Here is a 21,800-nt window from a genome sequence, read left to right on the forward strand (position 1 = left end):
CCATTGTGCAAGGAGTTTGGAGGCAAACGCTATGAACTGCACGAATTGTGGAAAGGCAATTGAACCTGGAGCTCGCTTTTGCAGCGGGTGTGGAGCGGCTGTTAGCTCGGCTGCCTATGAGTATGGCCCGCGGCCCTCGCGCTTTGTTCGTCCTCGCGAAGGTCGTATGGTGGCTGGCGTGTGTGCAGGGCTTGCGATGCACTATGGCATCGACGTTGCGATCGTTCGCTTGATTGTGGCGCTCAGCATTCTGTTTGCTGGTGTACCGATCATTGCGTACATCGTGGCGTGGGTGGTGATGCCGAACGCGGATTATGTGATGACGCCGCAGCCGGGTAACATGGTGTCGTGAGTTCTTCTGCTTCGCCCAGGCCGTTTGTTTACGCCGGAGATCACCTCGAGTGCTCCGGCGTAAGTTTGTCCGTGCTTGCCGACCAGTTCGGTACGCCGCTTTATGTCTACTCCGCTGACGCTGTGCGTGAGCGCGTAGCGATGATTCAGGCAGGCTTTGCCGGTGTCAGCCACACGGTTTGTTATGCCGTGAAGGCGAACTCGGCACTGGCGCTGCTGAAGCGGCTGGCGGCTGAGGGCTGCGGCTTTGACATCGTTTCGGGCGGCGAGTTGGAGCGCGTTCGTCGCGCTGCTCCTGAGGCTTTGGGGCGCGTTGTTTTCTCGGGCGTTGGCAAGCTGCCGTGGGAGATGGATGCTGCGCTCGACGCTGGCATTCTGCAGTTCAACGTAGAGAGCGAAGCCGAGCTCGAGTTGCTCTCAGAGCGTGCGCAGGCTTTGGGCAAGGTCGCTCGCGTGGCGTTGCGTGTAAACCCCGACGTCTTTGCCGAAACGCACCCTTACATTTCGACCGGCATGAGCGAACACAAGTTCGGTATTGCGATCGCACGAGCTCGTGCGGTGTATCAGCGGGCCGCAGAGTTGCAGGGCATCGACCCCACCGGTGTAAGCGTACATATCGGTTCGCAGATTCGTTCGGTAGAGCCTTTCGCCGCAGCGCTGCAGCGTGTAAAGGACCTGGTGCTGGACCTTCGCGCGGCAGGTCTGAACATTCGCAACGTCGATGCAGGTGGTGGACTTGGCATCGAGTACGGGCAGGCGGCGTTTGATCCCAAGGCGAGCGTGATAGCGTATGCGCAGGCCTTGCGCGGCGTTCTCGAAGGCTTCGATGCTCACTTGCTGTTGGAACCGGGGCGCTTCATCATCGCGCAGGCTGGTACGTTGATTACGCGCGTGCTCTACACGAAGCAAAATGGTACGAAGCGTTTTGTGATTGCCGATGCGGCGATGAATGATCTCATTCGTCCGGCGCTGTACAAGGCGCATCATGAGATCGTGCCGGTCGTGCTGGATGCTTCGCGTCCGGCGAGTCGCGCCGACATCGTAGGTCCGGTTTGCGAGAGCGGAGACTTCTTCGCGCAGGACCGCGAGACTCCGGAGTTGCGCGGCGGAGACCTGATTGCTCTGCTCGATGCTGGTGCTTACGGGATGTCGCTGGCGTCGCACTACAACACGCGTGTGCATCCGGCAGAAGTACTGATCGAGAACGGCGAAATCGTGCTGATTCGTCGGCGAGAGACGCTCGACGACCTCTTCGCCGCCGAGCTTTACTAGTCTTCGAGAACCTTACGCCAATGCTCGATAGTGGCCTCTTCGGAGGCCGCTGTCGTTAGATGGCCTACCTTGCGGCCGATGCGTGCAGCCTTGCCATAGTCATGGCGGTGCAGCGCAGGATACGCATTCGTGGCTTCGAGCGAAGGCATTTTACCAATGCAGTTGAGCATCACCGTGGGCTCGCTCGTGGTGGGACCGAGTGGCCAGCCAAGCACGGCACGCAGGTGGTTTTCAAACTGCGATGTGACCGCACCTTCGATCGTCCAGTGACCGGAGTTGTGGACGCGCGGCGCCATTTCGTTGGCGACCAGGCCGCTGGGAGTGACGAAGAACTCAACGGTGAGTACACCGACGTACTCCAGTGCGTCTAGAAGTGAGCTAAGCGCTTTTTCTGCTTCTGCCTGCAAGGTTGCATCAAGGTAGGGAGCGGTAGACACGCGCAGAATGCCAGCGCGATGCTTGTTTTCGATAAGAGGATAAAAAGCCGTTTCACCGGTAGCACTACGCGCGGCGATCAGTGAGACCTCACAGCGGAAGTTCACCATACCTTCGAGTATGCAGGGGGCTCCGCCCGTGTGGGCCCATGCGGAGCCAGCCTCGTCGATATGTGCGATGCGAACCTGGCCGCGACCGTCGTAGCCGAGACGGCGTGTCTTGAGAATGCTTGGGGCGCCGATCTCTTCGAGCGCAGCACGAAGGTCGCGCAGGCTGCTGACCTCGGCATAGGGCGCGGTACGAACTCCCTGAAAACGCAGGAAGTCTTTTTCGAAGAGCCTGTCCTGCGCGATCTTTACCGCGCGCGCGTTGGGCGCGAGGGTCGGTAGATCAGCGAGCACGGAGGCGTCGACGTTCTCGCTTTCAAGCGTCAGCACATCGACACCACGCGCAAACTTCTGCACCTCTTCGGCGCTTTCGAGGTCCACGGGAAGAACCGTGGCGACCTGCGATGCGCAATCTGCAGGGGAGCCAGCGCAGATCACATCGACGCCGATACGTGCACCTGCTTCAGCAAGCATCAGAGCAAGCTGCCCTGCGCCCAGAACTCCAACGCGCGGTTTTGAGGGTGTGCTCATTTGCGCGGATCCGGTCCCTTCAGTACGGTCTTCGTTTGCTTGCTGCGGAAGAGTGAGATCTTGCGAGCAAGCGTTTCATCGTGCGCTGCGAGCATGGAGACGAGGAAGAGTGCGGCGTTGCGTGCACCCGCTTCGCCGATAGCGAAGGTTGCGACCGGTATGCCTGCGGGCATCTGTGCAATGGAGAGCAGCGAGTCGAGTCCGTTGAGCGCACGGCTCTTCACAGGAACGCCGAGCACGGGGACGGTCGTCTTGGAGGCGACCATGCCGGGAAGATGTGCGGCTCCGCCTGCTCCGGCGATGATGGCGCGGAGGCCGCGCTCGTTCGCGGACTCTGCGTAACGCATCATCTTGTCGGGAGTGCGGTGGGCCGAGACAACCTCAACCTCGTACGGGATACCGAACTCTTCGAGCGTTTTGGCGGCGACTTCCAGCGTGGGCCAGTCGGACTTCGAACCCATGATGATGCCTGCTAGCGGTTGCTTCTTCTTCATCGCTTCCTCCAGTCTCTAAGGACCTGCACGAATGCCTGTTGTTCGAGCGCTTGCACACGTGCCTGCAGCGACTCCACCGTGTCATCAGGTAAGACGGGGCAGCGCAGTTGCAACACGATCGGGCCTGCGTCGACGTCTTCTGTGACGTGATGAATCGTGCAGCCCGTTTCATCTGTGCCACTCGCTAGAACCGCAGAGTGGACGTCCATGTTCATGCCGCCCGCAAAGAGTGGGAGCAGTGATGGATGCACGTTGAGCAGATGGCCGCGCCAGTCGTTGACGAACTGCGGCGTGACGATGCGCATGAAGCCAATCATCAGCACAAGTTCTGCGCCTGCGGCACGAAGAGCGTTCGTCAGATCAGCTTCAAACTCTTCCCGTGCGCGACCTTTGCCTGGGATAAAAAGCGCGGAGAGATTGTGTGTTCGCGCACGCTCTAAAATTCCGGCTTGTTCGCGGTCGGAGGCTACCAGAACGATCTCGACGTTGAGGTCACCTGCGCGAATAGCATCGAGAATGCCTTGCATCGCAGTACCACGTGTGGAGCCGATGACGGCAACCTTCAGTGCTGCACTCATCGGCCACGCACCTCGTTCATGTGCGCGATGCGCGTGTCGAGCGCGGCGGGTGTTCCTATGTCTGAGCGGAAGAAGAACGGTCCGCTGATGAGCTCGCATGCCTGCTGACAGCGAGCTTCCGCTTCAGCGATGGTTGCGCCTGTGCCGACGAAGCCAACGGTGCGTGAGCCGGTAGCGACGATGACTCCATCGCGCTCATCGACTGCACCAAGGTAGGCTGTAACACCTGCAGGAAGCTGTGCCGGGATCGCAATCGCATCCCCCTTGCGTGGAGCTTCGGGGTAGCCTTCTGGCACGATGTACTTGCAGACGCTGGCTTTAGTCGCGAACTCAACATCGAGCGAGTCGAGCCGTTCGCTGACGATGGCGCGGCAGAGAGTTACGAAGTCTGTTTGGAGCAACGTAAGCAGATTGAGCGATTCGGGATCGCCGAAACGAACGTTGTATTCGATGAGACGAACGCCATCCGCCGTGGCGATGAATCCGCCATAAAGAATGCCGCGATACGGCTCACCGCACTTTGCACGAACGGCTGCGATCACGCGCTCGTTAATGTCTCGGGCGGCGGCGATGTCGGAGGGCTCGAGGAAGGGAAGCGAGCCGTCTGCGTCGGTATAAGTTCCCATGCCGCCAGTGTTAGGCCCGCGGTCGCCTTCATACGCGCGCTTGTGGTCCTGTACGGCGGGCATGTGGCGCACGGTCGTTCCATCGGTGAAACTGAGCAGGGAGAACTCCTGGCCAATGAGCTTTTCTTCCAACACGAAGGGACGTCCGGCTGCGGTGAGTTCTTTGCAGTACGCGACGCTCTCGGCGACGGAGTGAAGATGATCGCCGAAGACCTTCACTCCCTTGCCACCAGCGAGGCCGTCATCTTTCACGACATGGCGATCGGGAAACTGAGCCAGCCATGCTTCAACGCCCTCCATGGAGGTGAAGCGTGCAAAGGCCGGGTTGGCATCGATGCCTGCAGCGTCTACAAGCGAACGCGTGAAGGCTTTGCTCGACTCAAGCTGGGCAAGAGCTTTGGTGGGCCCGACAGCAGGGATGCCTGCGCTCCACAACGCATCTGAGACACCAGCTGCGAGAGGATCTTCAGGGCCAACGATCGCAAGCGTTGCGTGTTGTTCTACCGCGAAGCGAGCGACGGCGAGCGCGTCGGAGGTATTGCCTGTGGTGTAAGCAATGGAGCGCTTCGCGATGCCGGGGTTGCGTGCGCTGCCAAAGCAGAGCAACTCAGGGGCCTGCGTGGAGCGAGCCAAAGCTTCAGCGATGGCATGCTCACGAGCGCCGGAGCCAACGATAAGAATGCGTTCTGTCATGCCTGCAGAGACTCCATCACGGTTGTTTCGAGAGGACGAAGATCGGGCGTAAAGGTTTCGCCGGTGATGGTTTCAAAGAGCTGAATGTAGCGCGAGGAGAGCTCTGCAATCAGCTCTGGCGGAGCCGTTGGCAGCACTTCGTCTTTGTACGGATCGCAGCGTTCGCGGAACCAGAGACGAAAGAACTCCTTATCGATCATGTCTGGCTCTTGTCCTTTGGCAACGCGCTCTTCATACGTTGGCGCGAGCCAGTAGCGGCTAGAGTCGGGAGTATGCACTTCGTCGATAAGACGGATCGTGCCTTCGCTATCGACACCGAACTCGTACTTGGTGTCCACGAGGATAAGGCCGTGCTTCGCTGCTTCTGCCTGACCGAAGGCGAAGAGCTCAAGCGTCTTCGCCTCGCAGTACGCCCATTGGTCTGCCGTGAGCCAGCCGTCACGGACAATCTCTTCACCGGTGATGGGGCGATCGTGCGTGGCTTCCTTCGTGGTTGGGGTGACGACGTTGCGCGGCAGCGGCTGATTCTTGCTCATGCCCTCTGCTAACTCAAGACCCGCGAAGCTGCGCTCGCCGTTTTGATACTTTGTCCAGATAGACGTATCGGTCGAGCCCGTAAGGTAGCCGCGGACAACGAACTCAATCGGCAGAACGGTGCATTTGCGGCCGAGCAGAGCGTTCGCGTGTGGGCTGGAGAGGACGTGGTTTGGGACGATGTGCGCGGTCTTCTGAAACCATGAGAGCGAGGTGCGGTTGAGCACCTGGCCCTTGTACGGAATCGCTCCAAGCATGCGGTCGAAGCCGCTCTGTCGGTCAGAGGTAATGAGCAGCAGACGTCCGTCGCCAAGGTCGTACGTGTCGCGCACCTTGCCGGGATACTTCGACGGCAGGGGAAGGCCGGTTGCGGTGAGGCAGTTGGGAATAGCCTCCATCAACGTCTTCTGGTCGATCACACGCCCTCCGAAAGCTGGACGCCGGTGTGTGCGTCGGTGATGCTGCCAATCTCCCAGACCTTGAACGGAGCGAATGCCGCAGAGAGCTCAGAGAGCAGACCAGCCGGAGCGATGACCGCCAGGCCGATGCCCATGTTGAAGACGCGGTGCATCTCTTCGCGGTCAATGTTTCCGAGACCCTGCATCATCGCGAAGATCGGCTGCCCGTCCCAGGCGTTGATGTTGATGTCTGCGCCGAGTCCTTCGGGGAGAACGCGTGGTGTGTTTTCCACGAGGCCGCCACCGGTGATGTGAGCCATGCCGCGGATGGGCAGGCCTGTATCGAGTGCGCGACGAATGGGCTGCACGTAGTTTGCATGTGGAGCAAGCAGAACGTCTGCAAGAGACTTTCCGCCGAGCTCCGCAGGTGTGTCGTGAATGCCGTGACCGGCAACGTCGAAAAGAAGCTTGCGAGCAAGCGACCAGCCGTTGGTATGCAAGCCCGTCGACTGGACGCCATAGACAACATCGCCAGCCTGCGTGGTGCTGCCGTCGAGTAGCTTGGTCCGATCGACGACGCCGGTAATGAAGCCAACGACGTCGAGTTCGCCGGGAGCGTACACGGCAGGCATCTCAGCGGTCTCTCCACCGACAAGCGCGATACCTGCTTCGGCACAGGCGTCGCTCATGCCACGCACAAGCTCTTCGATGATGTGCGGCTCAACCTTGTGCACGCCGAGGTAGTCGAGGAAGGTGAGTGGCTTTGCGCCGAGCACGGCGATATCGCCTGCAACGGCGGCAACAAGATCGCGGCCAAGGTCCTCATAGCGCCCAGCCATCACGGCAACCTTGGTCTTTGTGCCCACGCCGTCGGTGCTTTGCACCATGACCGGATTCGCGAGACCTTCGGTAGCTTCGCGCAGTGAGAAGAGGGAGCCGAAGCTGCCGAGTCCAGTGAGGACGGCTGGCGAGTGGGTGCGGGCGACGTGCTGCTTCATACGGCGCACGGCTTCGTTACCGGCTTCGATGTCGACGCCGGCGGACTTGTAGTCGATAGTGCGGTTTGTGTCTGTCATCGTGTCTCTTAGCTCACCCACTTGCGGGCGTTATCAAACATGCGTTGCCACGGGCTGTCCGCAAGGGTACGCGTCCAGCTGTGCTGCAGACCAAGCGCCGAGCGCTCGGGATGGGGCATAACGATCAGAGCGCGGCCGTCCTGCGAGGCAAAGCCCGCGATGGCGTCGACCGAGCCGTTGGGGTTGAGAGGATAGTGCTGCGTCGGCTTGCCGTAGGTATCGATATAACGCATTGCCACGTTTGCGGAAGCTGCGCTGGACTCGACGCGGCCTTCGCCATGTGCGACGGCAATCGGCATCTGTGAGCCTTCCATGCCGGTGAAGAAAATCGAAGTAGAAGGTGCGATTTCAACCATGCATTGGCGCGCTTCAAAGCGTGCGGAGAGGTTGCGGCGGAAGCGCGGCCACTCCTGCGCACCGGGGATGATTGGGGCGAGTTGCGCCATCATCTGGCAGCCATTGCAGACGCCGAGCGAGAGTGTGTCGGTGCGTCCGAAGAAAGTAGCAAACATCTCGCGCAGCCTGTTGTTGAAGAGAACTGTCTTCGCCCATCCGCTACCCGCACCGAGCACGTCGCCGTAGCTGAAGCCTCCGCAGGCAGCAAGCCCTGTGAACCCGGCGAGGTCGATACGCCCAGCGAGCAGGTCGCTCATGTGGACATCGACGGCTTCGAAGTTGGCACGGTCAAACGCTGCGGCCATTTCCACCTGGCCGTTGACACCTTGCTCGCGCAGGATGGCAATACGTGGCTTCGAGGTATGAACGAAAGGAGCGGCTACGCGTTCTGCAGGATCGAAGCCCGCTTTGATGAAAAGTCCCGGACGGCTCGCGTCGCTAAGTAGAGAAAACTCTTGCGCGGTGCAGACGGGGTTGTCCCGCAGAGACGCAATGCTGTGGCTGACTTCGCTCCATACCTTTAGCAACACGGAGCGTTGTGCCCGATACACGGGGATGTCATCGTGAACGAGGAGCAAGTCGTTGCCAGCAGCGGCAGAGCCTACCGAAAGCCAGTGCAAGCCCGAATGCTTCAAAGCCTCGACCACAGCCTTCTCATGTTCTGCGCTGATTTGAATCACAGCGCCCAACTCTTCGGAGAAGAGTTGAGCCAGCAAGTCACCAGCAGGAAGCTCGATGTGAAGGCCGCAGCTCCCTGCAAGAGCCATTTCGAGCAGCGTGACGAACAGACCTCCATCGCCGCGGTCGTGATACGCCAGTAGCTTGCCTTCGGCATTCAGCGTTTGCACAAGCGAGAAGAAGCCTGCCAGCTGTTGCGGAGACGGTGCGTCTGCAACACTTCCGCCGCTTTGCATGAAGGCTTCGGAGAGCACACTGCCACCGAGGCGGTTGCGTCCTTCGCCAAGATCGATCAGGATCAGACGCGAGTCCACCGGCTTCAGTTCAGGCGTGAGCGTTTTGCGCACATTCGTCACAGGCGCAAAGCCTGAAGCAATCAGCGAGAGTGGCGACGTGACGTTGTGCGTTACGCCTTCGTGCTGCCACTTCGTGCGCATGGACATTGAGTCCTTGCCCACGGGAATCGTAATGCCGAGCGCCGGACAAAGCTCCATCCCGACCGCATAAACGGCGTCGTAGAGTGCCTGGTCCTGACCAGGCTCGCTCGCTGCTGCCATCCAGTTGGCGGAGAGCTTGATGTCAGAGAGCTTCTCGATGGCTGCGCCCGCGAGGTTGGTGATCACCTCTCCAACAGCCATGCGTGCAGAGGCTGCAGCGTCCAGCGTCGCGAGTGGTGTTCGCTCGCCAATAGCCATAGCTTCGCCCGTTGTCGCGCCGTAGGCCGTCATGGTGACAGCACAGTCTGCGACCGGAACCTGCCACGGGCCGACCATCTGGTCCTGCACGGTATAGCCACCAACCGTACGGTCGCCGATAGTGATGAGGAAGCTCTTGGACGCGACCGCAGGCATACGCAGCACACGTTCGATGGCATCTGCGAGCGCGATGTCGTTGAGTTCCGACTCACTGCTCACTAACGCCTCGCGCGTGAAGCTGCGCTCCATCTTCGGCGCTTTACCGAAGAGCACCTGCATGGGCAAATCGATGGGAGCGCTGTCGCTGTTGGTGTCGCTGAGGATGAGCTGCTTCTCGTCCGTTGCCGTGCCGATGACGGCGAAAGGGCAACGCTCGCGCTCGCAAAGCGCAGTGAAGCGGGGAAGATCCTCGGGACGCAGAGCGAGCACGTAACGCTCCTGCGACTCGTTGCACCAGAGCTCGAGCGGGCTCATGCCTGCTTCTGCACGAGGAATAGCGTTGAGCGAGAACGTACCGCCGAGGCCGCCGTCCTTGACCAGTTCAGGGAAGGCATTCGACAATCCGCCTGCGCCAACGTCGTGAATGAACGCGATGGGATTATCTGCGCCAAGCTGCCAGCAGCGGTCAATCACTTCCTGGGCTCGACGTTCGAGCTCAGGATTCTCGCGCTGCACGCTGGCAAAGTCGAGCTGCTCGTTGGAGGTGCCGTTGCCGCTCGATGCTGCACCGCCACCAAGGCCGACAAGCATCGCGGGGCCACCGAGCGCGACGAGCTCGTAGCCCGCAAGCATTTCGCGCTTCTCCACGTGCTCGGCACGGATGTTGCCGAGTCCGCCGGCGAGCATGATCGGCTTGTGGTATCCCCACTGACGCTCGCCATCGTGCTGCTCGAAGGTGCGGAAGTAGCCGCAGAGGTTCGGGCGACCGAACTCGTTGTTGTACGCAGCAGCGCCCAGCGGAGCTTCGATCATGATGTCGAGCGGGCTGGCGATATTGGTTGGCTTTGACTCGGTCTGCTCCCACGGCTGGAGAGCGTTCGGCAAGCGAAGGTTCGAAGTCGTAAAGCCGCTGAGTCCTGCCTTCGGCTTACCGCCGATACCCGTTGCGCCTTCATCGCGAATCTCTCCGCCGGAGCCTGTGGCAGCGCCGGGGAATGGCGAGATCGCAGTGGGATGATTGTGCGTCTCCACCTTGCAGAGGATGTGAATCTCTTCGTCGTGCGCGCTGTAGATGCCGGTTTGCGGGTCAGGGAAGAAGCGTCCGCCCTGAGATCCGCGAATCACCGCCGCGTTATCGCGGTACGCCGAGAGCACATCTTCGCTCGACTGCTCGTAGGTGTTGCGGATCATGCCGAAGAGTGAGCGCGGCTGTTGCTCGCCGTCGATCGTCCACGAAGCGTTGAAGATCTTGTGGCGGCAGTGCTCGCTGTTGGCCTGCGCGAACATATACAGCTCAACGTCCGTGGGATTGCGATCGAGTTTGACGAACTCGGCTACGAGGTAAGCGATCTCATCCGGCGAAAGCGACAGACCCAGTTCGCGGTCAGCTTGCTCAATGGCGGCAGCACCTTGGCCGAGCACGTCAATATGCTGCAGTGGGCGCGTCTGGTGTGTCTCAAGAATTGCGAGTAAGTTTTCTGCACCGCCGAAGTAAATGCTTTCGGTCATGCGGTCGTGCAGAGCTTCGCTCAGGGCCTCAAGGCTTTTGGCTCCGTGGATCTGAAGTGCACGCGCGCGTTCCAGGCGAACGATCGACTGGAAGCCGGTGTTGCGAAGGATGTCGGTGGCTTTGCTGGACCACGGGCTTTGCGTGCCCACGCGGGGTCCTACCCAGAGGTTTGCCGTGTGCTGGCTCTCATCCCGCTCCAGCAGATCGTTCAGCCTTGCGGCTTCTTCTGCAGGAATGGAATCAAAGCCTTCCGCGAGAACGGCGACGTACATCCAGTGGGCTTCAACGGTGTGAACGCCGCTATCGAGAACGGCAAGGCGGCTGCGCAGGCGCTCCGCTTCAAACGACGAAAGGGCGGCCGTCCCGGGCAGCAGGACGGCTTTGACAGAGGAGCTAGATGTGCTGAACAAGGTTTCGCGTAATGTGATTGGCGACATCTTCAGTGATCTTTGCGGCATCGTTTCGTTGGGCTTCCAGCGAGCGGAGATACTCTTCCGTAATATCGCCGGTGACGTAGCTTCCGTCGAAGATTGAGGTTTCGAACTCATTGAGTTCAGGAGCGCACTCCGTGATGGAATCCTTCAGGTCCTTCAGGTCCTGGAAGATCACCTTGTCGGCGCCGATGTCTGCGGCGAGTTGATCCAGAGTCTTACCGCAGGCGACCAGTTCGTTGCGTGACGGCATGTCGATGCCGTAGACGTTCGGATACAGCACCATTGGCGACGCCGAGCAGACGTAGACAGCCTTTGCGCCAAGTTCACGCGTCATTGCGATGATCTCTTTGATCGTGTTGCCACGAACGATAGAGTCATCCACGAGCAGCACGTTCTTGTCGCGGAACTCCTGCGGAATCGGGTTCAGCTTGCGGCGAATCGAAGCCTTGCGCTGTTCGTTCCCTGGCATGATGAACGTGCGGCCAACGTAGCGATTGCGCACGAAGCCTTCACGATAGGGAATATCGAGACGGTTTGCGATCGCGAGCGCAGAGGTTCGGCTTGTCGACGGGATGGGAATAACGACGTCGATGGGAACGTTGAGCCAATCGCTCTTGATCTTGTCGGCCAGTTTGTCGCCCATATTGATGCGGCACTGGTAGACGCTGGCGCCATCAAGTACGGAGTCAGGACGAGCAAGGTAGACGAACTCAAAGAGGCACGGTGCTTTGCGGTGCGGCAGTGCTGTCTGGTGCGTGTGCAGCTTGCCGTGGATGTCGATGAATACAGTCTCGCCGGGCTCAAGATCACGTACGAGTTCGAAGCCGTCCACCTGAAGTGCCACGCTTTCGCTGGCGATCATGTACTCAGTCTGTCCGTGTGTAACGCGCTTGCCGTAGACGAGCGGGCGAATGCCGTTGAGATCACGGAAGCCGACGATACCCACCGCCGCAATCATGGCGATGACGGCATAGCCGCCCTTGCAGATCTCGTGGGTTTCTTCCACCGCCGTGAAGATGTCTTCAGGTGTAGGGCTGATGACGTTCCGTTCCGCCAGGGCATGCGCGAAGACGTTCAGCATCACCTCGCTATCGGAACGAGTGTTCAGATGGCGAAGGTCCTTTTCAAACACGCGATGAATGATCTCGTCGACGTTCGTCAGGTTGCCGTTGTGGGCAAAGACGATTCCGTGCGGAGAGTTCACATAGAACGGCTGTGCTTCAGCAACGGAACCGCAACCAGCGGTCGGGTAGCGGACGTGGCCGATGCCCATGTCGCCGAGTAGCTTTGCCATCGACGCGACATCAAAGACCTCATTAACGAGGCCGTTGCCCTTGTGAAGATAAAAACGATTGAGGAAGGAGGTTGCAATGCCTGCTGCATCCTGACCGCGATGCTGAAGCATGGTCAACGAATCGTAAAGAACCTGACTTACAGGGCGATGTCCGAAGACGCCCACAATGCCGCACATGAACCCTCACAGTGAGTCGAGTGAGTGACGTTGCGCAAGCGCGAGTAAATCGCGTTCGCATAGGCTGTGGTACGTACCTTATGGTCTCACGTTTTGGGTCAGGATTGTTGCCGCGCTTTAACGTTCGGTCGGTTACAGGGCGGTCAACAGAAGATTGCTGTTGAAAACCGTCGGTTGCGCCTCTTAGAACGTTTTCAGCGGCTCCGCTCCGATGTTAGACTTGAGGCGACGTCTGTGGCACCGGTGGCCGCCCTGTGGGCGGCTGTTTCGTGTGCAGCTACAGCAATCGATATATCCGAGGTTTACCGCATGTCCGGCCATTCAAAATGGGCAACGATTAAGCACAAGAAGGGCGCACTCGACGCCAAGCGTGGCAAGATTTTTACCCGCCTGATCAAGGAAATCATGGTCGCGGCCAAGGCTGGCGGCGGAGATCCCGACGGCAACCCCCGTCTGCGTACAGCCATCGCCGCAGCGAAGGCTGAAAACATGCCGAACGACAACATCGCCCGCGCGGTCAAGCGCGGTACCGGCGAAATCGAAGGCGCACAGTACGAAGACATCACCTACGAGGGCTACGGTCCGGGTGGCGCTGCGATCATCGTCGAAGTGCTGACGGATAACCGCAACCGTGCCGTTTCAGAAGTGCGTCACGCCTTCTCCAAGCATGGCGGCAACATGGGCGAGTCTGGTTCGGTCAGCTTCATGTTCTCGAAGAAGGGCATGATCCTGGTGGCGAAGGATGCGGCCAGCGAAGACAAGATCACGGAAATCGTTCTCGAAGCAGGTGGCGAAGACATCGGCGGCGAGGGCGAGTACTGGGAAGTAACGACTGCTCCTGCTGATTTCAGCGCCGTAAAGGATGCCATCACCGCAGCGGGCATTACGCCCGAGTCGGCTGAAGTCACGATGGTGCCTTCGACCTACACCAAGCTGGAAGGTGCGCAGGCGGCAGCCATGCTCCGCATGCTCGACGTCCTTGAAGATCTCGACGATACACAGAACGTGTATACGAATTTCGACATGGACGAGGCATCGGTTCCGGCCTAGCGTCATCCGATCTATCGGTAGCCGTGAACGCCGCCATACCAATGGCGGCGTTTGCCTGTAACGAGGAGTTTCCGTGAAAAAGATTGTTCTTAGCTTGATTGCCTTTGCTTTTCTGCCTCTTGCGTACGCCCAGTCCGGCCAAACCGTTTCTGGAGCAGTCAAAGAGTCATCCCCGAAGTGGGAGTACGGCGTCTTTATCCAGGGTGGTAATGGTCTGGAAGACCGTACGGACTACAAGTTTTTTTCCGCAGGTGTTCAAGCGGGCCGCATCCTGACAAACGACTACACCTCGTTGCGCGCTAACTTTGAGTACGGCGTCGAGATTCTTCCTCTCTGGCAGAGCTATACGCCGAAGTTTCAAAAGCTTAGCTGCCCATACGGAGCATCCTCTGCCAGCCAGTGCTATGGTCCGACGACCAGCGGTGGAACGTACCGCGGCTTCAGCATCGTGCCGATCAAGCTCCGCATCAACATGCGCCACGGAGCACGTTTGCAACCCTGGATTCAGGGAGCTGGCGGCGTAATCTACACGACTCGCAAGTACCCTGGCCTGGGCTCGCTGGACTACCAGAACACCTCGCAGACCGCGCCAAACGCAAACACAAGCGTATGGAACTTTGATCCGCAGTTCGGCATCGGTGCTCACTACTTCCTGAAGCCGCGTCGTTCACTGGATGTCAGTGCAAATGCGGTACACATTTCTTCGTCGTCACTTGGAGACAAGAACCCCGGCGTAAACACAGGTGTCCAGTTCACGCTCGGCTATACATGGTGGAAGTAAGCATGACCGATGGCCAGAATCAGATTGTTGAGTGTGTTCCGAACTTTTCCGAAGGGGTAGACCGCGACAAGGTCATCGCCATCGTGCGTTCCATGCGCATAGATGGCGTGCACCTGCTCGACTGGTCCATGGATGAGGATCACAACCGCTCGGTGGTAACGATTGCTGGTGCCCCGGAGGCGGTCGTGGAGGCTGCTATTCGCGGTGCTGGGAAAGCCGCTGAACTTATTGATTTGACGACGCAAACCGGCGTGCATCCACGCATTGGCGCAGCCGATGTCATTCCGTTTGTACCTGTCTCCGGCCTTTCGCTGGTTCAGTGCGCGATGCTGGCACGGCAGGCGGGCATGGGGATCTGGCGACGCTTCGGCGTTCCCGTCTACTTTTACGAGGCCGCCGCGTCACGTCCTGACCGGGTAAACCTCGAAGATGTTCGCCGTGGACAGTTCGAAGGTCTTGCCGCAGATGTTCATCGCGATACGACTCGCCGTCCTGACGTCGGCGGTCCTGAGCTTCATGCAACGGCAGGAGCCTCTGCTCTTGGAGCTCGTAAATTCTTGATTGCTTACAATATTTACCTCGATCGTGAAGGGGAGGCGGCTGACGTAGGGCTGGCCCGAGCCATCGCCAAAGAGGTTCGGATGTCGTCTGGCGGACCATTCGGTATCAAGGCTATGGGGGTGGTGGTGAACTCACGCGCCCAGGTGAGCATGAATATCACCGACTTCCAGCGCACGCCGGTTAGCAAGGTCCACGCGGCGGTCAAGGAGATTGCCGAACAGCATGGCGCAACCATCGGCGACGGGGAATTGATTGGCCTGTTGCCGGAAGAAGCCTTTGAAACGGATGCCGAGTGGGTTCGTCAAATACCTCAGTTCGACCCTTCTGAAAAGGTGCTCGAGCGACGGCTGGAGCATCCGCTCGACTGGCCGTGATGTCGGAACGAAACGAAATTGCGGACTGTGCGTCCAAGTTGTTGTCAGCACATCTGCATTTCAGCGAAAATAGTGCAACGTCTCAAGACGTTCACTTTGGGGAGCAACCGTGACAACCAGCAAGTTCATGAAGTTCGGAGCCGCTTTTGCCGGCATGGCGATGATGGCCGTAAGCGTAGCCCATGCCGCACAGCTCAGCGTTGATGCACGCTCTTCGATTCCGAAGAACGTTCAGCAGATTATCGTTGTTGACTACAAGGCGATGCAGAACTCACCGGCCGCCATGCAGTTGAAGGATCGCGTGCTTCCGCCGGAGCTCAAGCGCCTCGAAACAGCACTGAAAACCTCCGGTTTGAAGGTTGACCAGGATGCCGACACACTGGCTTTCGCTGCTTTCCGCGCTCCCGGTTCGGATGGAACTCGCATTCTGGGCGTAGCCCAGGGGCAGTTCCACAGCGCTCAGATTATCGCCAACTTCACCAAGCAGAAGACGAAGCCGGTGGTCCTTCGCCACACGGACATCTGGCCGATGGGTTCGGCTGGCATGAGCGTCGCGTTCCTTAACCAGACGACGATGATCTTTGGCGACCGTGAGGCCGTAAAGTCGGCTTTGGACGCTCGTGATGGCATCATTGCGAACTTCCTGCAGAACGGCGACATGATGAACGAGATGGCTGCGGTTGACTCCCGTCCCGTCTGGAGCCTTCTGGACCAGAAGGGTACGCAGACCATGATGAAGTCGGTTCTGGGTGAAGCTTCGTCGCTGGCCGACTATGACACGGTAAAGCAGCGCATGAAGTCCGCGAACTACACCATGGACTTTTCCAACGGCGTGAAGTTCGATATGGCCGTTGTCATGTCTGACACCGTCACAGCTGCGACCGCTGCGGCTCTGATGAAGGGCGTCATGATCCTGAAGCAGACCTCTGGTTCCAACATGGAGAAGCAGGCGATGCAGGGAACCACGGTAGATTCCGGTGGTGGCACTCTGACTGTCTCTTATTCCTCGTCGGATCAGAACTTCGCCAGCCTGCTTGGTTCGCCGCTCTTTCAGCAGGTAGTCAAGTAAAAGCGCTCTAAGCAACGAAGAGAGGCGGCCAATTGGCCGCCTCTCTTCGTTGCTTAGGATTGAAACTAGCTCTTCGTGCTCTTTGCCACCGGCTCAGCAAGGCCTGCATTGAAATTCAGCTCTGGCTTTGGCTTGCCGATCGCTTTGCAGCGATCCATAATGGCGCTGCGCAGCTTGTCAGCAACAGGGTTCGGCAGTTCATACTGCTCGTGTGAGCGGTAGAAGTCGATGGTGTGGCGCGTAGTGTCGACGACCACTTCGCAATGATGGCACGTACAGAGGTGCTCCTTCACTTCAGCCATGAGGGACGGGTCAATGGTGTCGTCAAAGAAGTCGGTTAGTTTCGCTAAAAATTCAGTGCAGTTCACTTGGAGCCCTCTTTAGTCTGCCGGAAGTAACGGCTGAGGCGTTCGCGTAACTGCAGACGCGCGCGCAACAGTCGGGACTTCACCGCGGGGACGCTCAATCCTAACGCCTCGGCGGTTTCCTCGGTCGACAAGTTTTCGATGTCCCGTAACGTGAAAACGGTTCGAAATCCTGGGGGCAAACCTGCAATTGTTTTGCGGAGGATCTCCGCCATCTCGGATTGCGAGAAGTTTTGTTCCGGATTTGGGCGCCATTCCGCGAAATCGCGAGGGATTGAGCCCTCGTCGGTTTCGACCTCCTGGTCCATCGAGACCGTCTTGGAGGTCTTGCGCTTGCGAAGGCGCATCAGGCTCTCGTTGACCGCAATCCTGACCAGCCACGTCGAAAACTTGGAATTTCCCTGGAACTGGTCGATCTTCTGAAACGCTTTGAAAAAGACGTCCTGAGTGATGTCTTCAGCATCTTCGCGGTTCTGGGTAATGTGCTGAGCCGTGCGGAAGATCTGGCGCTCATACTGACGCACAAGAACCTCAAACGCTTCGGTGTCACCGGCTTTGGCTCGTTCTACGAGCTCAATGTCTTTATCCGGGGACAAAGGGCCACCTGTCGGCGCAGAAGGAGCTGCGTCGAGTGGAATTTCTGGCAAATCATCCGGCAGTGCAGTAGGGTGTGCGGCCATAACAGTCACTTGCCAGTGTACGACACCTGCGGCCAAGGTTATCTCCTGTGGTTCGTTGAAACTTGGGGAAGAGTATTCTTCCCCAACTTCGCGTCATAGAGTCAAAGCAGAGGAGTTGGGCTCTTGACGCAAGGGAAGCAGAAACAGTTGGTTAGCGGATGGTGGCTCACAGTCAGCGGTATGGCGCTGGTGTCGGCTTTGGCGTGCAGTCCTGCCGGCGTGGCGCAGACGAAGAAGAAGCATTCTACGACGCACGCAGCGAGCTCTACCCATCACTCTTCAGCCACACACCACGCTACGACTCACGCGTCGAAGAGCTCTACAAAGAGAGGCTCCAGGAAAGCTGTTGCGCACGAGGAATCTTCAAGGTCGAAGCATGGGAAGCGCGTTCCTGGCCGTATTCCTCACGTCCGAGAGACGGTAGAGAGCCGCCAGCTCACCTCAGCTTTTGTGGCCAGCGCTCAACTGCGGCCCATGGCGCAGCAACTTACCCTGACGCGTTCTGCCGCAGCCTACGGCGGCGTCAGGTCCTACGCGGCCTCGCACTCTGGCGAAGCTGCGGCCGCAGCGGAACTCGCGCTTGGCCACGCTGCCCAACTGGACCACAACTACGCAGAAGCACAGAGTGAATATGCTCGCGCTGCCGCGTCAGGTAAGTCGCTGGACGATTACGCCGACTACCTCGGTGCGCAGGCTGCAATCCAGGCGGGCCATGCTCCTGACGCCATAAAGCTGCTGACGAACTTTGCTCAGCGGCATCCCGCCAGCCTCTTCGTGCCAAACTCCCCTGTGCTGCTTGCCAGTGCCTATCTGGCGGGTGGGGATGCGGGCAACGCCATTCGCGTGTTGCAGGGTCTGCAGGGCACCTTCGCAGCGAACAAGGTGGATTATCGAGCGATGCTGGCCCGGGCGTATCAGGCGAGCGGGAATCAGACGGAGGCGGCAAAACTCTTTCGCGGAATCTATCTGGGGGATCCTCTATCGCCCGAGGCGGCAAACGCCAAGACGCAGCTTGACGCCATGAACGCTCCGCTATCGTCTGCGGAACGCAAACAGCACGCCGATGCCATGTTCAACGCTAAGCAGTACACGGCTGCAGCCACGGAGTACCGTGCGTTGAAGAAGAACGACAATAGCCTCTCGCAGGCCGATCGCGACGCGCTGGAGATCTATGCCGCCGTCTGCGATCTAAAGCTTCACCGGCTTTCTCGTGGAGACGTTGCCAACCTGCCTGTGACAGGCGACGACTCTGCGGCTCTTAAGCTCTACCTGCAGTCGGAGCTCGCTCGCAACGAAAATGACTTTGTCGGGCACGATACGATCGTGGCGCAGTTGGAGGCCCAGTACCCGCACAGTCGCTGGTTTGAGGAAGCGTTGTACTCGGGCGGCAACATGTACCTGGTGAAGGGAGACATGGCCAACGCCTCGGCAAATTACGAGCGCCTGGTCGATCGTTTCCCCCACTCCACCTATGCGCCGAACTCGCACTGGCATGCTGCCTGGCTGAGCTATCGTTTGCATCGTTATCCGGAAGCCGCAAGGTTGATGGAAGAGCAGATCGCACGTTATCCGGCGGGCAGTGAGATTCCCGGAGCACTCTACTGGCGAGCTCGTCTCTATGAAGACGTGGAGCATAACTTCGGGCAGGCCGCGAACTTCTACCGTGCTTTGGATGCTTCGTACGTCAACAGCTACTATGCGATGCTTGGCCGGCAGCGATTGAATGTCATCTCGGCACGGGCCGGGGAGACGGCCGCTTCGCCGGTCCTAAGCAATCTCCGCCCGGTGGCGAACCTTCACCTGACCGCAGACCTGCCGGAGAACGATCCACACCTGATCAAGGCACGCCTGCTGGCAAACGCGGCGCTCAACGAGTACATTCGCCCTGAATTGCAATTAGGGGATCCGGAGAATGAGTGGTCGGCTCTGGCCGAGGCTCAAATCTACCAAAGCTTTGGCGAGAATACCCGAGCTCTCCAGGCCATGAAGCGCGCGAAGATTCCATTCTTCTCGCTACCGGTCAGCGCCGTTCCAATGGAGTATTGGAAGATCGTCTTCCCCCGGCCATATTGGCCTCAGCTCTCGGAAGACGCGCAGGAAAATGGTCTCGACCCATTTCTGGTCGCAGCGCTGATTCGTCAGGAGTCAGAGTTCAATCCCGGAGCTGTTAGCCGTGCAAACGCTTATGGGTTGATGCAACTTATTCCGTCCACTGCCAAATCGCTGGCAAAACGAAAAGGCATGCGCCATTTTCAGACGTCACAGTTGCTCGATCCTTCGGTGAACTTGTCGTTGGGAACTCTGGATTTGCGTAACTCGATCGCAAAGTATGGCGGTCAGGTTGAGTATGCGTTAGCCAGTTACAACGCGGGTGATACGCCGATACGCCGCTGGATAGCTGGCGGTGATTACAAAGATATTCCTGAGTGGGTAGAGTCTATTCCGTACACCGAAACACGGGAGTACGTTCAGGCAATTATTCGTAATCGTGAGTTGTATCGCGCCATCTATTCGCCGCGCTAAATTTGGTGCCCGGAGGGGGACTTGAACCCCCACGACCGTTAAGGTCTGCGGATTTTAAGTCCGCTGTGTCTGCCGATTTCACCATCCGGGCGCTGTATTCATCCTATCGCGACTGCACTCGAAGGAAACGAGTTTAGGCACGATAGAGTGACACGGCTAAAGCTGTTTTAAGAAATTTCTGGCGAGCTCCAATTCGGGGAACAGGCGTTCCTCGGCCTGGAACTCTCGGGAGTGGACACACCTTCGCCCGGCACGTACTCGTACCGGATGCTTGAGGTGAAGCATCTCGTGATACAGCAGGTACTCTATGGCGTATCGCGGTGTTCCCGGGCGGTCGAAAACGCGGCTCACGACGATTGTGTTGTGTGCTGCGTCATAGTGGCCGAGCATGCGGCGCGCCACGTGAGCACTCCAGGTCAGTGTCGGACGCCCCAGAAGGCCGTGGAAGAAGCGGCGGTTGACTGCTTCAAAGACTTCTTCGAGGTCCCAGAGGTGTCCCTTGGGCGTCGAGATGCGCTTGCGTCCGCGCGTCTGCCGAATGTGCTCTGACTGCCGGGAAACGGCTTCCGACTGCGTGTAGCGTCTATATCTGTCTGAGGCGGTGGCTGAGATCGGCTTGCGGTAGAGCTTCGCCAGCAGGATGTGTGCAATAGCGGTCAGCACCGTTTCCGGCGCATCGATCAAGAGGTCCGACAGCCGCACATGCAGATGCCCATCACGAAGACGAATCGTTGTGTTCAGACTTGTGAAGCGGCGGAACTTTATCTCGAGGTCAGGCATAGGCGCTCGAGGGCGCAACTCGCGATACTCTCTTTCGAAGATCGCGAATAGTTCCGAAGATGCTGCTGGCAAGGGGACTACAGCCACAATGGAACTAGTGTACTGTGCCGTTCTGTGCATGGAATTGCTATTGGAGAGAGCTTACTTCTGTCGTTCCAGCGCAATCAGTCGATGGCGTGCCTGAAACTCTTCTGTCGGAAACTTGTCTGCAGCGATGGCTAAAAAGGCCTTGTACTGCTTGACGGCATCCTTGTACTGATGAAGCGAATCGTATGCCGTGGCTGAGAGAAAGAGCGTTCCTGGCGTCTCCGCCAAAACCGATGCGCGCGCTGCAAGCGCTTGCAAGACCATTTGCGGATGTCCATTGCGGGAGGCGGCAAAGGCAAGATGGCCTGCTGAATCGCCCCAGGCGCTATCGTCGTTGAAGGCCGCGCGTTGGTTCGCAGCACGTCGAAGCAAATCTTCGGCTTCGGCAAATTTAGCTTCACGGATCAGAAGCGACCCGAGTGCATCGAGTTCGCGAGGATCATCTGGCGTCTTAAGCAGAGCTTGCCGGTAAAGTTTCTCCGCGGCCTCCATGTTTCCATTTGCGGAGTATATGTGGGCAAGCATGTCCGTAAGCGCTGCCAGGTCGACGCCCTGGGGCGCCGCCGCGCGAAGCTTTTCAAGCAAAGGAATTGCCTGTTCGGTCTTCTGCTCTGCGACCAGCACCGTCGCGAGCTGCATCGTTAGCTGAAGGTCCTCGGGATGCTTGTCGAGCCCTTTCTGCAGGACGGCTTCGGCATCCGCAAGCTTGTTTTCCGCTTTGAAGACATGACCCAGGCCAACACGTGCCTCAACGTTGTCAGGATCACTGCTGAGGACTTTCAGGTAAGCCTGCTCTGCTTGCGGTAAGGCATTGCTACGTTCAGCGAGTTCGGCGCTGAGCAGGGTATCGGCGGGCGTTTCTCCGTCAAGCTGGATCGCATGCAGCAACTCGTCGCTGGCCACAGCCGTGTTGCCATTCGCATCCATCTGCGCCATGGCGCGAAACGCCCGCGCACGCAAGGAGGATGACGTTGCCACGATCTCTGAAGCAGACTCCAGCTCTTTGTGTGCACGCTGCAAACGACCGGCTCGAGCATCCAGAAGGCCCAGCGCAAGCTGTGGCTCGATCATCTTCGGATCAGCTTCTATGGC

Annotated in this window: 19 protein-coding genes and 1 tRNA gene; 7 read left to right on the forward strand and 13 right to left on the reverse strand. The window is 58.7% G+C overall.

What is annotated here, in order from left to right; genetic code table 11:
- Positions 1-31: 31 nt before the first annotated feature.
- Together PW792_07535 and lysA are read left to right on the forward strand one after the other, a co-directional pair.
- Positions 32-352 carry a PspC domain-containing protein gene (locus tag PW792_07535; GenBank protein ID MDE1161785.1) on the forward strand — a complete coding sequence of 107 codons (321 nt, stop codon included), beginning with the start codon at positions 32-34 and terminating at the stop codon, positions 350-352.
- The gene (lysA, locus tag PW792_07540) at positions 349-1,623 is read left to right on the forward strand and encodes a diaminopimelate decarboxylase (protein MDE1161786.1); all 1,275 of its coding nucleotides are present in this window, start codon (positions 349-351) and stop codon (positions 1,621-1,623) included. Before PW792_07535 ends, lysA begins: the two co-directional genes overlap by 4 nt.
- On the opposite strand, the gene PW792_07545 is transcribed toward lysA, so the two are convergent.
- Genes PW792_07545 through purF form a run of 8 tightly spaced genes read right to left on the reverse strand, consistent with a single transcriptional unit; the run spans position 1,620 to position 12,438 of the window.
- The gene (locus tag PW792_07545) at positions 1,620-2,696 is read right to left on the reverse strand and encodes a 5-(carboxyamino)imidazole ribonucleotide synthase (protein ID MDE1161787.1); all 1,077 of its coding nucleotides are present in this window, start codon (positions 2,694-2,696) and stop codon (positions 1,620-1,622) included. The two genes, lysA and PW792_07545, sit on opposite strands and share 4 nt — an antisense overlap.
- Complete coding sequence (gene purE, locus PW792_07550; protein ID MDE1161788.1) at positions 2,693-3,190, reverse strand: 5-(carboxyamino)imidazole ribonucleotide mutase; 498 nt, start codon at positions 3,188-3,190, stop codon at positions 2,693-2,695. The genes PW792_07545 and purE overlap by 4 nt, the downstream gene beginning before the upstream one ends.
- Positions 3,187-3,768: a phosphoribosylglycinamide formyltransferase gene (gene purN / locus PW792_07555; GenBank protein MDE1161789.1), complete on the reverse strand. Its 582-nt coding sequence runs from the start codon at positions 3,766-3,768 to the stop codon at positions 3,187-3,189. Before purN ends, purE begins: the two co-directional genes overlap by 4 nt.
- Complete coding sequence (purD, locus tag PW792_07560; protein ID MDE1161790.1) at positions 3,765-5,087, reverse strand: phosphoribosylamine--glycine ligase; 1,323 nt, start codon at positions 5,085-5,087, stop codon at positions 3,765-3,767. Before purD ends, purN begins: the two co-directional genes overlap by 4 nt.
- Positions 5,084-6,040 (reverse strand): phosphoribosylaminoimidazolesuccinocarboxamide synthase, encoded by a 957-nt coding sequence (locus PW792_07565; protein MDE1161791.1) that lies wholly within the window; start codon positions 6,038-6,040, stop codon positions 5,084-5,086. The genes purD and PW792_07565 overlap by 4 nt, the downstream gene beginning before the upstream one ends.
- Complete coding sequence (gene purM / locus PW792_07570) at positions 6,037-7,095, reverse strand: phosphoribosylformylglycinamidine cyclo-ligase (protein ID MDE1161792.1); 1,059 nt, start codon at positions 7,093-7,095, stop codon at positions 6,037-6,039. The genes PW792_07565 and purM overlap by 4 nt, the downstream gene beginning before the upstream one ends.
- An 8-nt stretch (positions 7,096-7,103) precedes the next feature.
- Entirely contained in the window at positions 7,104-10,970 is a 3,867-nt protein-coding gene (gene purL, locus PW792_07575; GenBank protein ID MDE1161793.1) for a phosphoribosylformylglycinamidine synthase, read from the reverse strand.
- On the reverse strand, positions 10,927-12,438 hold the full coding sequence (gene purF, locus PW792_07580) for an amidophosphoribosyltransferase (GenBank protein MDE1161794.1): 1,512 nt from the start codon (positions 12,436-12,438) through the stop codon (positions 10,927-10,929). Before purF ends, purL begins: the two co-directional genes overlap by 44 nt.
- Positions 12,439-12,747: 309 nt before the next feature.
- On the opposite strand from purF, the gene PW792_07585 reads away from it, so the two are divergent.
- The 4 genes from PW792_07585 to PW792_07600 all read left to right on the forward strand — a co-directional run bounded on the left by PW792_07585 (position 12,748) and on the right by PW792_07600 (position 16,273).
- Positions 12,748-13,488 carry a YebC/PmpR family DNA-binding transcriptional regulator gene (locus PW792_07585; GenBank protein MDE1161795.1) on the forward strand — a complete coding sequence of 247 codons (741 nt, stop codon included), beginning with the start codon at positions 12,748-12,750 and terminating at the stop codon, positions 13,486-13,488.
- A 73-nt stretch (positions 13,489-13,561) separates the two neighbouring features.
- Positions 13,562-14,269, forward strand: a complete 708-nt coding sequence (locus PW792_07590; GenBank protein MDE1161796.1) for an acyloxyacyl hydrolase — start codon at positions 13,562-13,564, stop codon at positions 14,267-14,269.
- Between the two features lie 2 nt (positions 14,270-14,271).
- Entirely contained in the window at positions 14,272-15,204 is a 933-nt protein-coding gene (ftcD, locus tag PW792_07595) for a glutamate formimidoyltransferase (GenBank protein ID MDE1161797.1), read from the forward strand.
- Positions 15,205-15,331: 127 nt separating this feature from the next.
- Positions 15,332-16,273, forward strand: a complete 942-nt coding sequence (locus PW792_07600) for a hypothetical protein (GenBank protein MDE1161798.1) — start codon at positions 15,332-15,334, stop codon at positions 16,271-16,273.
- 65 nt (positions 16,274-16,338) lie between these two features.
- Here PW792_07600 and PW792_07605 read toward each other — a convergent pair whose 3' ends face one another.
- A complete protein-coding gene (locus PW792_07605; GenBank protein MDE1161799.1) occupies positions 16,339-16,641 on the reverse strand; it encodes a zf-HC2 domain-containing protein in 303 nt (100 codons plus the stop codon).
- A complete protein-coding gene (locus PW792_07610) occupies positions 16,638-17,354 on the reverse strand; it encodes a sigma-70 family RNA polymerase sigma factor (GenBank protein MDE1161800.1) in 717 nt (238 codons plus the stop codon). Before PW792_07610 ends, PW792_07605 begins: the two co-directional genes overlap by 4 nt.
- 438 nt (positions 17,355-17,792) lie before the next feature.
- Between PW792_07610 and PW792_07615 the strand changes: the two genes are divergently transcribed.
- Positions 17,793-19,841, forward strand: coding sequence for a transglycosylase SLT domain-containing protein (locus tag PW792_07615; GenBank protein ID MDE1161801.1), 2,049 nt, complete (start codon positions 17,793-17,795; stop codon positions 19,839-19,841).
- Between the two features lie 3 nt (positions 19,842-19,844).
- On the opposite strand, the gene PW792_07620 is transcribed toward PW792_07615, so the two are convergent.
- The 3 genes from PW792_07620 to PW792_07630 all read right to left on the reverse strand — a co-directional run bounded on the left by PW792_07620 (position 19,845) and on the right by PW792_07630 (position 21,644).
- A tRNA-Leu gene (locus PW792_07620) sits at positions 19,845-19,932 on the reverse strand.
- 65 nt (positions 19,933-19,997) lie between these two features.
- Positions 19,998-20,621, reverse strand: a complete 624-nt coding sequence (locus PW792_07625) for a M48 family peptidase (GenBank protein MDE1161802.1) — start codon at positions 20,619-20,621, stop codon at positions 19,998-20,000.
- 141 nt (positions 20,622-20,762) lie between these two features.
- On the reverse strand, positions 20,763-21,644 hold the full coding sequence (locus PW792_07630; protein MDE1161803.1) for a tetratricopeptide repeat protein: 882 nt from the start codon (positions 21,642-21,644) through the stop codon (positions 20,763-20,765).
- Positions 21,645-21,800: the final 156 nt, after the last annotated feature.

The organism is Acidobacteriaceae bacterium (genome assembly GCA_028283655.1).
Classification (GTDB): domain Bacteria; phylum Acidobacteriota; class Terriglobia; order Terriglobales; family Acidobacteriaceae; genus Granulicella.